Source organism: Paenibacillus sp. FSL H7-0690, from assembly GCF_037980415.1.
Classification (GTDB): Bacteria; Bacillota; Bacilli; order Paenibacillales; family Paenibacillaceae; genus Paenibacillus_AQ; species Paenibacillus_AQ odorifer.
In genome coordinates this window covers 5,146,895-5,162,257 of the sequence record NZ_CP150281.1, presented here as the reverse complement: position 1 = coordinate 5,162,257, position 15,363 = coordinate 5,146,895, and the positions used below count along the sequence as shown (strand labels likewise).

At 47.0% G+C, this 15,363-nt stretch carries 4 protein-coding genes; all 4 read left to right on the top strand.

Annotated features, from left to right (window positions below):
* The first annotated feature begins 66 nt into the window (after window positions 1-66).
* The 4 genes from MHI32_RS22755 to MHI32_RS22740 all read left to right on the top strand — a co-directional run bounded on the left by MHI32_RS22755 (window position 67) and on the right by MHI32_RS22740 (window position 15,293).
* Window positions 67-1,446: a sugar ABC transporter substrate-binding protein gene (locus MHI32_RS22755; protein WP_076128897.1), complete on the top strand. Its 1,380-nt coding sequence runs from the start codon at window positions 67-69 to the stop codon at window positions 1,444-1,446.
* Window positions 1,447-1,596: 150 nt separating this feature from the next.
* Window positions 1,597-6,678 (top strand): pectinesterase family protein, encoded by a 5,082-nt coding sequence (locus MHI32_RS22750; RefSeq protein WP_340010944.1) that lies wholly within the window; start codon window positions 1,597-1,599, stop codon window positions 6,676-6,678.
* Window positions 6,679-6,759: 81 nt separating this feature from the next.
* The gene (locus tag MHI32_RS22745) at window positions 6,760-8,517 is read left to right on the top strand and encodes an S-layer homology domain-containing protein (protein WP_340010943.1); all 1,758 of its coding nucleotides are present in this window, start codon (window positions 6,760-6,762) and stop codon (window positions 8,515-8,517) included.
* 38 nt (window positions 8,518-8,555) lie between these two features.
* Complete coding sequence (locus tag MHI32_RS22740) at window positions 8,556-15,293, top strand: pectinesterase family protein (RefSeq protein WP_340010942.1); 6,738 nt, start codon at window positions 8,556-8,558, stop codon at window positions 15,291-15,293.
* Window positions 15,294-15,363: the final 70 nt, after the last annotated feature.

The following is a 15,363-nucleotide window of genomic DNA, read 5'->3' as shown; positions in this document are numbered from 1 at the left end:
ACTAAACACATGACGAATAACCGGTGTTCGTCAACTGAGCGACGAATTTTGAGGGGGTTCAACACCATGTTCAAAAGAAAAAAAAGCTGGGCACTTGTCATGGCTTCGGTCATGTTGGCTGGAGGCGTGTTAAGTGGTTGCGGAAGCAGTAACAATAACAACAACTCGTCGAATGCCAGTCCCCAGCCAAGCAGCTCGACTAGCGACAGTGGTACTGAAACGAAAGATTCCGGCAAGAAGACAACGCTTACGTTCTGGGCTGCGGCTACTACACCGGACCGTGATGTATTCTGGCAAAAAGTTACGAAGGAGTTCATGGCTGAGCATCCGAATATTAAAATCGAATACTTGGGCGTGCCTGGAGATTTGAACGGTTATATACAAAAGCTGAATGTCGCTATTGCTGCTGGACAAGGGCCGGACCTGATCAATAACTTTACGTCCGACTTTATTGCACGCGATGTGCTTGAGCCAATCGATTCTTATTTCGATAGCTGGGAAGGAAAGGACAAGATCACAACGGGTTCGGTTACCTCAATGAGAGCAGCGGATCCGGTTGACAAGAAGTTATATGGATTGCCTTATGGCGTTCTGCCTTGGATGGAATGGATTCGTTCGGATTGGCTGAAGGAATCAAATCTACCGAATCCGGACACATGGGATCAATTCTTTGACAACGCACAGAAGTTGACTGACAAGTCCAAGGATCGTTACGGATACTCTATACGGGGTGGAGCCGGAAGTGCAACCTCGCTGGAATATCTTATGTATTCATACTCGGGAATTACGAACTATTTCACGCCAGAAGGCAAAGCCACGATCAACGATCCACTGAATGTAGAGTTTCTGGAGAAATACTTGAGCGGTTATAATGTCAATACACCTGAAGATGACTTGAACAAAGGTTGGACGGAATTGGCTGCTTCGTTCCAGTCCGGCAAGGTAGGTATGATTTTCCATAACCTTGGTTCCGCAAGCGCTCACAGTAAAGCATTCAATGACGATTTAACCAAGTTTACAGCTGTTCCATTCCCTATGGGTGCCAAAGGCTATCGCGTTCACCCCGGCGTTACACCATCGGTGATGATGATGACAAAGAACTCCGAGAATAAGGAAGCAGCATGGGAATTCATGACGTATTTCGTAACGCACAATGATAGTGAGTACGGAGAGCTCTATGGCGAAATTCCGACTTATCTTGATGCTTTGGATGCTGATTGGATTGTAAACGTGCCTTACGTGAAGACGGGCGCAGACCTGATGAGCTCACCGGACACGAAGTTTACCGATAATCCCGTTTATCTGCCGGGCTATAACAAGGTTCAGACGAATATGGAGCCTATGATCCAGAAGGTAATGGCCAAAAAGATGAGTGCCAAAGAACTATTGGATGAATGGGCAAAGCAGCTTGAAAAAGAAAAAGCAAGTTTTGACTCTTCGAAATAAAACAGTTAATATCCCCGAACAATAAATAATCTCAGCAGGCGGGCTCTTGACGATACTTGGGCCGCCTGTCTTTTGAATGACAACTCCCTAATGATTAATGCCACTAATTGACAGCGTTTTCATCACCTGCAAATGAACAGGAGGTAAGTTATGAAAAGAATTAAGAGTGTCCTTATTGCATTATGCGCTTTATTGCTCATCCCGATCGTACCTGAAATCGCCTTTGCCGGAGAGACCAACACGGCTTATGCCGCTGCGAACATTAATGATTCCTTATCGGCTAATATTTACTCCCCGACGGATTTACGAATGGCACCTGCCTCTAATACGGATACAACCGTAGTGTTAGCATGGGAGAAACCGCTATTTTATTCCAACATTACTAAGTACAATATTTATGACAGTGATGGAACCCGGGTTGGTTCGACGGACAAAACTTACTATAAGTTTTTAGGATTAACTCCAGAGAGGACATATACCTACACGGTACGAGCCCAGGATACATCTGGCAACGAATCTTTAGATAGCAATACGGTCCAAATCACAACTAAAAAGACGGGCATCAGGTTTAATGTTAAGGATTATGGAGCATCCGGAGATGGCAACACATTGGATACCGTGGCAATTCAAACCGCGATTGACGCGGTTACTCCAGGAGACACTTTATACTTTCCACCCGGGAAGTATGTGACTGGCGGATTGTTCCTGCACAGCAATATGACTGTATTTGTAGATGCAGGGGCTCAAGTGATGCCTAGTTCACACAAGGCTGACTTCTTGCCGTTCGTAACGGCCAGACACAGTATTGAGGAACCCGAGGCTTATCAAAGTTTATTTAACGCCGGAGTTATGGATCATGACAAGTACGATGATTATAGTGTAACTGATATTACATTCCTTGGACCCGGAACAATTGGTGACGAGGAGAGCGGCTTGAAGCTGCGTGAGGAATACGATAACGACAAGGTTGAAGTTGGAACAACCTACGGTGGTGGACATCTGCTATCTTTTAATAACGCACACAATGTCTATATCGATGGATTGAAAATCCGCAATGGAATGATGTGGACCGTAGTACCTGTATACAGCAAAGACATCACCGCCTATAACCTCGATATTAACACCACGCAACATAATGGAGACGGCTTTAATCCGAATTCTTCCGAGAGCGTTTACATTTTGAATTCTACCTTTCAAACCGGGGACGACGGCAGTGCAATTAAATCCGGGATCAATCAAGAAGGCCGGGATATCGGCAGACCCTCCAGATTTATTTATTATCGCGGAGATACCTTTAGTGGTGGACACGGCGGGGTCGTTATTGGAAGCGAGATGTCTGGCGGAATAAGCGATATCTACGTGGAAGACTGCAATCTGATTCCCCTCGACGTCAAGTCGAACACTGTGGCACCGGGCTTTAAGATCAAAACAAGCACATCCCGGGGCGGCTACATTCGGAACATTCAAGTGAGGGATTCGCTTATCAACAAGATTGATCTGAATTCCAACTATGACAAGCTTCCTGTTCCTGATATTTACCCACCGGACATGAGTAATTTCCGGTTTACCAACCTGCGGAACAACGATATCTCTGGAACGGATAACATTATTTCGTTGACAGGGGCAGCCTCCACTTCAACAGCTGATAACGCTTTGAAGAATTTGCAGTTCATTAATTGTGCTTTTGCTAAAGCTCAATTAGCCTACACGGAGAATATCTTTTTCACCAATAGCAGCTTGCCCAAAGGAATTAGCGCTACGAACAGTGCGAATATCGTTCAGGATGGTGTGGTCGTAACTGATAAAGCCTTCCCGGTTCACGAGGATTTCACTGAATATAAAGCCGGGGATACGCCGGGCGGATATTGGAGTGCTTCGAGCTATGCCCCGGGTCTGATCACTATTGCGGCGGACGGAGATTTGAATCCGAACAGTATTTTCCTTAATGACCAGGATAGCGGTTATGTAAGTGCATCCCGTGGTTTTGGTTCGCAGACGGGAACCTTATCGGCAGAAGTGCATATGAAGTTCCCGGCCCCTCCCAACTTAACGAACGGTGTGCCGAACGGTACTTATGCGAACAAACCTACCTCGAATAATCGGGTATTTCAGCTGCTCGGATCGAATGGTAAAGTAGCCGTCTGGTTAAACACTGAGAATTCGGGAGCATTAAGTTATGTCATCAACGGAAAAACATCTCCTATCATCATTCCTGCGATCCCGCTTGATAAGTGGTTTACAGTCAAGACTGTGGTAGATTTTCCAAACAAGCTTGTGGATGTTTATTACAACGGAACGAAGGTGTTAAGCAAACAGCCATTCTATGATTCAACCCTGGCGATGGCGGATATTAGCACCTTCAAATCCATAGGGCCTAATAATAATACGACAGTGGCATCTCAAGTTTACTTGGATAATCTGTACATTAGTGCTTCTGAGGAAGCTACCAGCGGTTATGGAATCCAGCTAACACACTCAGGTTCGACGAATTCAATCTCCGATAAAGGAGGGCGTTTAACCTTTAGTGCCACCAAAACTACGGGAGAAACTTCGCAGGTTACATGGGCTGTCTATAATAGTGATCTGACCCCTACAGATGTGGCTACAATCGACGATAATGGAGTACTGACCGCTAATAGCAATGGTAAAGTCATCGTCGCAGCGACGATGAATGACGGAACAGCGATTATCGGATTGATGCCAATCACCATAACAGGACAAGAAACAGTTGTTGGCTATAAGTCCTTACAGGTAACGACCGCATTAGGCACGAAGCCTAATCTGCCGAATCAGATGCCGATTTTGAGAGAGGATGGAGCGGTAAGTTATGCTCCGGTAATCTGGGATTTAGTTCCGGCGTCTGAATATCAGCAGATAGGAGCATTCACTTTACAGGGTACAGTAACGGGATATTCTGCAAGAGCTGAAATTCAAGTGGAAGTGGTTTCGGCTGGCATGACCGGTTATCGGCCTGTCATCGCGACAACTGCGAAGGGCATCGCACCGAGTTTGCCAGATCACGTAACGGCGATCTTCAATGATCAAATGACCAAATCTCTGCCAGTGTCCTGGGAACCCATCTCTCCAGACTTGTATGCGGATACAAATATTGACGGGTTCAAGGTTATGGGTACGGTACAAGGGTCGGACCTACCGGTTACTGCGCATGTATATGTTCTGTCTGATATCGCTCCAGACGCGAAGGTTATCGTCGTTGCTGCAGATGGAAGCGGAGATTATAAAAGTATCCAAGCTGCTGTCGATGCAGTCCCGGACCAGAACCGCAATCGCATCATTATTTTTGTGAAAAACGGCTTGTATTATGAGAAAGTTCTTATTCCAGATACCAAGCCTTACATCTCTTTAATGGGTGAGAGCAAGGATGGAACGATTCTCACCTACGATGATAATCCGAAAAAAACGGCCCCGGATGGTACCTCGTTAGGTTTGGGCACTTATACGGATTATACGCTCATGATTAAAGGCCATGATTTCTATGCCAAGGATCTAACGGTCATTAATTCCTCGGGCTCCGGAGCAGGTCAATCCGTTGCCGTCGACGTATATGCGGATAAAGCTTTTTTCGAAAATTGCAACATCATCGGTTATCAGGATACACTGTTAACCCGCAATCTGACCGATAACGCGGATCCTAACAACTATGCCAATAATGCAACCATTCAATCCTATCGTTCCTACTTCAAGGATTGTTTCATCTCGGGTTCGGTAGACTTTATCTTTGGTCCGGGTATTGCTGTTTTTGATAACAGCGAGATTCATTCCAGATTGGCTGGGCATGTGACGGCAGCTTCCACTCCTGAGGGACAGGAGTATGGCTATGTATTCTTGAACAGCAAAGTGACCGGCGAAGCGTTGCTTTCGTCTATATCCGCTGTTGATTTGGGAAGACCATGGCGTCCATATGCGAAGACTGTATATCTGAACAGCTACATGGGAGATCACATTGCTCCAAGTGGCTGGAACAACTTCGGCAATTCAAAAAATGAAGCAACCGCATATTACGGTGAATATCAAAGCTTTGGTCCGGGAGCAAATCCGCAGGCTAGAATGAACTGGACCCATCAATTAACGGACACGGAAGCCGAAGTGTATACATTGCACAGTATTTTCAGCGCAACGAGTGCGATCAACGGGAAAGAGGATTGGGATCCTACCCAGCTCGCTTCCGACAATCCAATCGAATCGCTTCTGCCAGTTCATGTTGAGACACCAGTAGGTGTGGCTCCTATTTTGCCAACAGTTGTAGGCGCTGTTTATGCAGATGAAACAGTGAAGCAAGTGCCTGTCGTTTGGGAAGCTATCAACCCTGAGTTATATGCGGTAGAAGGGCGATTTACAGTTACGGGCGCTGTCTATGGCACGGAGTTAAAGGCCGAAGCCAAAGTTACTGTTCGATCGGGAAGTTTTTTAACCGGACCGGGCTCTGTGGAGAAGGGGCAGTCCTTTGAAGTCGTATATGGCATGTCTCGTGTTACAAGTGATGTATATGGCTTGGATTTGACGCTGAACTACGATCCTGAGCAAATTCAGTTCGTGGCAGCGGAATCCTTGCTGGATGGAATTCGTGTCATCGATTCCTTTGATAATGAGGGACAAACACGGATTCTCATGGCAAGCACAACCCCAGGGGTTGGCATGAGCGGCGATTTGCCGAGAATTCTTCAACTTCACTTCACTGCAAAAGATGTAACGGAAGCGACGGTTGCTTCATTAGAAGCGACCCGCATTATTATGAGCGATGGCGAAGGTAATGAATCTTCTGTGGAAGGCACTGCTTATCAGGTTAACATTACTGTGACTGATACAGGTTCGGGAGATGTCATTAGAACAGCACTCCAGTCTATCCTTCACGAAGCCGCCAGCACTTTGGCGTCGGCATCGATGGGTACACTTTGGGGGCAATATTCGCAGTCAGCTATTGCTATCTTTAAGGATGCCATTGCGAACGCAACCGTTGTCTTAAACGACAGCGATGCTACACAAGAGGAAGTGAATCTAGCGGCTCAAGATTTGTCTACTGCACTTCAAAAGCTCGCTACAGCGATGAATCTCGAGGCCGGCATGGATGATCTTCTTCTTCTGAGCTCCAAATATGGCATCACTTCAAGTGATAACGGTTGGAGTGAGGTAAGTAGGTATGATCTGAATAAAGACCAGCAGATCGACATCGTCGATCTGGCTGGAATGGCCCGTAAAATCACTTCAAATTAAGTTTGCTAAATCTGGAGGGCGCTGACTCAACGGCAGCGGCGCTCTCTCCTATCTTGCTATTGAAAGGGTGGATGAATCGAAATGGCTAAACTCAGAATCGCGGTGCTTATGCTCCTTGTCTTTTTTCTAGCGAGACCTGTGGTAACGCAGGCTAATAGTGAACCCAACTTCCAAACTGTGTTATCAAAAGAAAGTCCTATCCTCAACAGTACCTTTACTGTTGAGATTGCAGCGAACCTAATGACGGATTTGTACGCGTACGAGTTGAATCTGACCTATGATCGCTCAAAGCTGGAGTTCGTGAGTTACACAGCAGGCGAGGGCGGTTTCAACATTGACGCCCTATTGACGAATAACGGCGTGCGGCTAGCGCATACAGAGCTTGAGAAGAAATCTGGCAAGAACGGAGATCTAAAACTGGCCACAGTTACTTTCAAAGCGCTTGAGAGTGGCGATGTCAAAATCGTTCTATCCCGTGTGAAGTTAGTAGATTCGCAACTGTCTGCGGTTAACTATACCCCTGATGCATCGGCGATCGCGCATATTGTTAGTATCGATGACAACAACGGAAACAACGGAAACAACGGCAATAACGGTAATAATGGAAACAACAGTAACAACGGAGCGGAAGGAAACGGCAGTTCGATCCAGCCTACAACTCCGAGTAATGTCAACGGTTCTACGATCAAACCGGTGATTCGTTATGACGCAGCTGCACAATCGGTACAATCAACCGTGGATCTAGAATCACTGCAGAAAGCTCTTAACCAAACTACCGCCAACGACAAAGGAGTAAAAAAAGTAATCATTGAAGTCGAGTCGAAGCCCGGGGCAAAAGAGTACGTTCAGACGATTCCAACTTCGGCTATATCCAATGATGTCAAAAAGGCGGAAATTGAAATTGTAACACCACTGGCTAACCTCACTCTCCCTGATAATATGCTGCAAGCTGGGGTTACCTCCAATGAACAAATAAGTCTTCATATCACAAGTGTTGATCCTAAATCCTTGCAGCCGTCCGTGCAAAACCAAATCGGCAACCATCCCGTCATTCAAGTAACTTTAACGTCGGGTGGCAAGATCATAACCTGGGATAATCGCCAAGCTCCGGTCACAGTCAGCATCCCCTACGTTCCTACTGCACAAGAGCTGCTTAATCCAGAGCATATCGTTGTGTGGTATGTAGACAGTCAAGGGAAACTTACTTCGGTTCCTAGTGGTAGATATGATGCGAAGTCCGGTCGCGTCAGCTTTAAGACTACACATTTCAGCATGTATGCAATTGGTTATACGAATAAATCCTTTAAGGATCTTGAGTCTGTGGCTTGGGCTAAAAATCCGATCGAGGATATGGCTTCCAAGGGAATTATTAGTGGTGTGTCCGATACAGAATTCCGCCCATCTCAAGCTGTTACTAGAGCCGACTTTTTGGTATTGCTCGTTAGGACGCTAGAACTGAGCGGAAAAGCTGGAGATACCTTCGCGGACGTCCCATCCCAAGCTTATTATTACGAGGCCGTTGGCATTGCTCGGGCACTTGGCATTGCGGAAGGCTCAGGAGACAACTTGTTCAAACCGCTTGAGCCAATCACCCGTGAGGACATGATGGTCCTAACCGCCAGAGCCTTGAAGGCGTCAGGTCAACAGGTTACAGGTGGAGATACATCCGTGCTTCAACCGTTCAGCGATGTTGCGAAGATTTCTGCCTATGCGTCTGAATCTGTCGCAAGTCTAGTGAAAGCGGGTTTGATTCACGGGAATGGCCGCCAAATCGAGCCTAAGTCTACGACGACACGAGCGGAAGCAGCTGTGTTAATGTACAACATATATAACCTCTGATAGTATTCGTGCACTTCTATTCTAAGGAGGAAGAAGATATGAACAGGACCGCACCCTGGGGGCAAGAAGACACCATAAGCCGAAAAGTAACGGCTATAGCCATAATCGTGGCGATGATAATGAGTCTTTTATATGGTTATTCTCCGCGAACCGCTGCGGCCGCTGCTGCCAGCTGGCAGGCGAATACCACTTATACGATCAACGATTGGGTCATCTATAATGATCTGGAATATCAGTGTATACAAGCACACACCTCGGAGGAAGGGCTGAAACCTTCAATTGCGGTGGCGTATTGGGCGAAGAATGGCAAGCCGATTCCGGGCAAGCTTGAAGCCGAGAACTGGGACAGCATGCAAGGGGTTCAGAACGAGGCAACCACGGATACTGGAGCCGGTTTAGATGTGGGCAATATTGAAGCCGGAGATTGGCTGGAATACAAGGTAAATGTGGCTTCCGCAGGAATCTACACCGTAGATTTTCGTCTTGCTACGAAGTATTCAGATAAGGAGCTTCAATTGCAAGATAGCAGAGGAACTGTTCTGGCAGCGGTTTATGTGCCAAATACGACCGGTTGGCAAAAATGGACGACCGTAAGCGTGTCGGCAAATCTGAGTGCGGGTCCGCAAACCCTGCGCATCACGACGAATACCGGCAACTTCAATATTAACTGGATGATGTTCACTGATGTATTATCAGCCTCGACCCCGACAGGAGTAACCGGCAAGGCTGGTGATACACAAGCGATGCTTAATTGGCCGGCGGTTACCGGAGCGATTTCGTATAATGTGAAGCGTAGTGAAACAACTGGCGGGCCCTACGAGCTGATTAAGAACATGGATTCCAACCGGTATGTAGATAGCAAATTGATGAACGATAAAACCTATTATTATGTCGTCAGTGCAGTAACCGATTCCGGCGAAAGCCCAAATTCCATGGAAGTAGACATCACGCCAATTCTGCTACCCGACATACCAGCTGCTCCGACAGGGTTGACGGGAATAGCAAGGGACAGCCAAGTGACCCTGAAATGGGAGTCTGTCGAAGGTGCGGAGCAATACCATTTGCTCAGAAGGGATGACGGAGGGACTAAGTATTCGGTCATCGCGTCGGATTTGACGGCAACCCAATATAACGACGCCGGATTGACTGACGGAACGGTATATGAATACACCGTTCAAGCTCAAAATGCGGGTGGCTTAAGCGAAAATTCGGTCTCCGCTAAGATTTCTCCAGTTGCCCCTTTAGCGAAACCAGCTGGATTGATTGCTGTTCCTGGTGATGCCCGCGTGGATATAACATGGAACCCTGTGCCGGGAGCCTCCTCGTACTCAGTGAAGCGAAGTGTAATATCGGGGAGAACGTATTCGGTCGTGGCTAGCAACCTGACCGCTCCGGAATTTACTGATAGCACCGTACACAACGGAACGAATTATTATTATGTTGTATCTGCCTTAAGTGCTCAGACGGAAAGTATGAATTCCGATCAAGCACGCGTATCTCCGGTTCATTTCCAGCAGGGGGTACCTTCTTCGCCGAATGAAGTAACAGCACAAGCGGGAGTTAGCAAGGTTAACTTGCAGTGGACCGAGGTTGCTGAGGCTGATTCATACCTCGTTAAACGGGCGGCTTCGTTGGCGGGACCCTTTACAACGATCGCTAGCGTAACCCAAACAAACTATCTGGACAACAGCATAACAAACGGTCTGACCTATTATTATGTTGTATCTGCTGTTAATGCGAGGGGCTCGGGAGCAGACAGCCTGATCCAAATCGCCACTCCAGCTAAAGTAATTGTAGTTGCGAAGGATGGAACGGGAGATTATACGACCGTTACGGATGCTCTGAATTCGATTCCAACTGGGAATTCGACCCGGCGGGTGATCTATATCCAAGACGGTATCTATCATGAAAAGGTAGCCGTTCCGAATTCTAAGCCATTAGTTAGTTTAGTTGGTGAAAGCAGAGACGGAACGATTTTGACCTATGACGATTATGCTAATTCCGGAATAGGTACTGGAAACAGCCACACGTTGTTAGTTTCTGCCAGCGACTTTACGGCAGAAAATATGACGATTCGCAATACTTCGTTTGAGAGAGGAAATGTAGGTCCCACAGTCGCACTTAATGTAACGGGCGACAGAGCAATTTTTACGAACGTTTATCTGGCAGGGTTCCAAGATACCTTGTACGCAAACGGCGGGCGACAGTACTTTAACCGATGCATAATTGAAGGGGACGTCGACTGGATCTTTGGGAATGCTGCGGCTTATTTCTACGATTCGGAGATTAAGTTCGTTGGTGGCTTTGGCGGTCATATGACGGCAGCCTCTACGGATGAGAAAGCTGAGTTTGGCTATGTTTTCATGAACTCGCGATTGACCCGCGGTACTTCTTCTTTGAAGGAATCGGTGACTCATGATCCTTGGAGACCGGAATGGGATATCGACACTAAGCTGGCTGCTACTAACGGTTCGCTAGATCTGGGTAGACCTTGGAGAGCTAACGCCAACGTGAAGTACATTAATACCTGGATGGATGCGCATATCAAAGCAGTAGGTTGGGATAATTGGGGAAATCCTTCTAACGAATCGACGGCGCGGTATGGTGAATACAACTCTTCGGGACCAGGTGCCAATGCGAAGGGCCGCTATCGCTGGTCGAGCCAATTGACATCTGACGAAGCCAATCAATACACCGTTCAGAATGTGCTGAAAGGAGCGGATGGGTGGGATCCTACGCTGTTCGGCACGCTTCCTGGGCATGAACAGAATGAACAGCAACCTGCTTCTCCAACCGGACTGAGTGTGACTTTCCCGAGCGGTGTTGATGCGACATTAGGCGATTCTCCCGTAGCTCTGTCGTGGAACACGGTTGAAGGAGCAAGTTCTTATCGTGTCTATCGCGGAAGCGAAGCGGGTGGTCCTTACTTGCCGATTGCATCCGATCTGATTCCGTCATCCACTTCCCCGCTGGCAACGATCCAAGGTGAGGATTGGACAGCGATGTACGGTGTCAAAACTCAGAATACGAGTGATGAAGGCGGAGGTCTAAATGTCAGTTATATCGATCCGGGAGATTGGATGGATTACGCGATACAGGTTTCTGCGGGTGGATTCTACACCTTGGATCTGCGCGTCTCTGCTCCGGACAGCGGTAAACAGCTTCAATTAAAGAGTGGGAATGGCAGCGTGCTGAGCACCCTAGATATTCCGCAAACCGGTGATTGGCAGAGCTGGACAACGGTCAGTGTGAATGTCAATCTTCCCGCTGGGAATCAAACTTTACGCCTTTATTCCGTAACGGGGAGCTACAACTTGAACTGGCTCCGCTTGACGGAGGGAGTGAAAGATAAGGTTCAATATTCGGATATGGTTGTGAACACAGGAGCTCCTTTTTATTATGTAGTAACTGCTGTGAATGCCAATGGAGAGAGCGTCTATTCAACTGAAGTATCTTTGTCTTCAGCTCCGGTGAAATTTGATCGTAATCATGTGAATCAAGCGAATCTGTCTGTATCCGTTAAACGCTCGGGAGACACAATGACGGGAATTATGCTCGGAACCCATGCACTGAATAAGGGGACCGATTACACTGCCAATGGAAGTATTTATACTCTTCGTGATGTCTTCTTGTCTCAGTTGCCGATTGGAAAAAATACACTAACTTTCACTTTCGCTTCCGGTACTAAAATTCTGTTAGCCATAGAAGTTGTGAATTCCACCACGCTGCCGGGACAGACCCTATCGAACATACCGACACTGGAGCTTTATAGCCTTGAGGGGGTAGCTCCATTTTTGCCAAGCATCGTTCCCGTTCAATTTACGGATGGATCGGAGAAAGCATTGGCTGTCGTGTGGAGTTCAATCGATCCAGCTAAGTATGCATCTGTGGGGAACTTCACTGTGCAGGGAACTGTAACGGGCACCGATGTAAAGGCGACTGCGAAGGTTAGCGTCAAATCCGCGGATTCCGTGGGGTTTGTAACGGGCGGGGATGACTTGCAAACGTATCAAAAAGATCTGCCATTCGATATGCCAGCGATTACGCTTCCAACATTTCCAAACGTAGATTTTAATATTGAAGATTATGGCGCTGTTGGAGATGGTATAACCAAAAATACGGCGGCATTCGCAAAGGCAATTGAGGCGGCTACACTGGCAGGTGGAGGGCGTGTCGTCGTACCTGCTGGTGTATGGCTGACAGGAAGTATCCAAATGGCAAGTAATATTGATCTGCATGTAGAGGCTGGTGCACTCATTCAATTTAGTCCCGACTATGATGACTACAATTTGGTGAATGCAAAATATCAACCGATGCTGGCGGCATCGGGGCTCAGCAACATCGCGATCACAGGAAAAGGTGTTATCGATGGCAATGGGCAATATTGGCGTTATGTGAAGAAGGGCAAGGTCACAACCACGCAGTGGAATTATCTGTTGTCCTTGGGCGGAGTGTTGACCGATAACGGCAGTGTTTGGTATCCGTCTCAACAAGCTGTTGGGGTATATCGTCCTATCATGGTCGACATCTATAATAGCAGCAATGTGTTAGTCGATGGACCTACCTTTATGAATTCACCACAATTTGCGACTAGCTTTACGAAGATTCGGAATCTGGTAATCCGTAATTCAACGGTCAATAACGACGCTTGGTACCAGAACGGAGACGGTCTTGATGTCACTTCTTCGCAGAATGTTGTTTTATATCACAACACGGTGAATGCCGGAGATGATGGAATCGGGATGAAGGCCAGCTATGACCCGAGTCCGACAAACGCTTTGTCCGAAGTCGTAATTGCCGACAACATTGTTTTTCGTGGCCATGGCGGATTGTCTATCGGAAGTAACACATCCGGAGGCATTCATAACCTTGCGGTTCGCAACAATCAATATATCGGAACGGATAATGGGATCAATATTAAAAGCTTTGTTGGTGGTGGTGGTCCTATCGAGAATATCTATATCGATGGTCTCCATATGCAGAATATTGGTTATACGGCATTATCCATTAATGATTTCTATACTGGGCACAGCGAAGCAGTGGATAATGCGCAGCTGGGAGTCGATAACCGGGTTCCAGAGGTTAAAAATATCCACATTCGTAACGTTACGGTGGACGGAGCTTCGGAAGCAGTGTCCATCGATGCACTGGCCAATGTGCCTCTGCGTAATGTGGAGTTGACCAATGTAAAAATGTCGACTCAAACTGGATTCGTGTCCAGTAATACGACTGATATTCAATTCAATCATGTTCAGATCGTTCCGGCGAACGGAACCCTCTATACCATGAACAATGCAGCCGATATTTTATTAAATGACGTTCTTTGTCCGCCTGGCACAAGCACCTTTATCCATTTGAAGGGATTCGCGAGTAATATCCTATTGCAGGATACGGATTTTTCGCAGGCGGGGATACCGTTTCACTTGGATTCAGGCATAAGTCCTTCAGTTATTACGGTCTCTAATCCGGGTTCCATTCAGATTCCTAAAGCACCCGCAAACGTAAGTGCAACTACGGGCAGGGCCGAAATCTTGCTACGCTGGGATGAGGTTGCCGGAGCTGATTATTATGCAGTGAAGCGAAGCGTAAATAGCTCAGAGGGGTATGTAACCATTGCTTCCAATGTCACGGACAGCACTTATTTGGACAATGCCGATCTTACTGCTGGTAATTATTATTATGTGATTACGGCAGTTAATGTTGGAGGTGAGAGCGATAACTCTAACGAGGTCAGCGCGGTTGTAAATGCTCCGTCCTTAAGTCTTCCCTATGCTACGGTTATGGGAGAAGGAACAACGTTTGCCGGCCAACAATTTGGTTTGGTTTATGGCTTAAATAATGATTACGTTACAGAAAGTGTCAGCACTGCTGTTTATGGTCAAGAGTTGACGTTTGAGTATGACCCGGACCTAATTCTTTACGATTCGGTAGAATGCTTAGCGGATGAATGGGGAGTGGAATCCGTCGATAAGGATGAGGTGAATGGAAAAATCACAATCAAGCTCGCAAGCACTGGAGCTGGTATCCTTCCAAGCGGAGACATGCTCAAGATGCTCTGGCATTCATCAAACCTGAACTATGCCGGCGATACGACGGCCTATCTTCATTTGCACCCCGTTTTGATTGCCGATGGGAGCGAAACGGTATCAAAGCTATCTAATACGATCTATGGCATGAAGATCATGATAGACAAAACGGTCCTGGCCAGCAGGGTTGATGTAGCGAAGAGCCTTACGGCAGATCAATACAATCCATCCACTTGGTTAATCTTGCAAACCTATCTAACCTCTGCGAAAGTGATTCTTGCTGGATCGCAAGCTACACAGAATCAGGTGAATGCAGCTGCCTCGAACTTGCAGTTGGCTATGGATGGGTTAGACGGCGCCTCGGACAAATCGGCTCTGGCATTAAAGATTGCTATAGCACAAGCAACATCCGATTACGCCACTATTGGCAGTAAATGGGGGCAATATACGAAGACGGTAGTGAATGAGCTTAATAATGCAATCGGTAAAGCTATGCAGGTCGTGAATAATCCGAACGCAACTAAGGTTTCTGTGGAGCAGGCAATCATTGATCTGGATGCGGCGCTGGCAACTTTCTTGAGCTCGGCCAATCCAGCAAGTATCGGTGATTTGGCTATTCTGTCCGCTCATTACGGTATAAGCTCCGCACATACGGATTGGATCCGATATCAGATTTATGATCTGAATAAAGATGGTCTTTTGGATATTGTGGATCTTGCGGCGTTAGCCCAGCTTATTCTACATCCATAAAGTAGCCAAAGACGAGTCCCAATCAGGGGCTCGTCTTTTTTTTGAGAAATTGAATAAAAACAAACAAGGT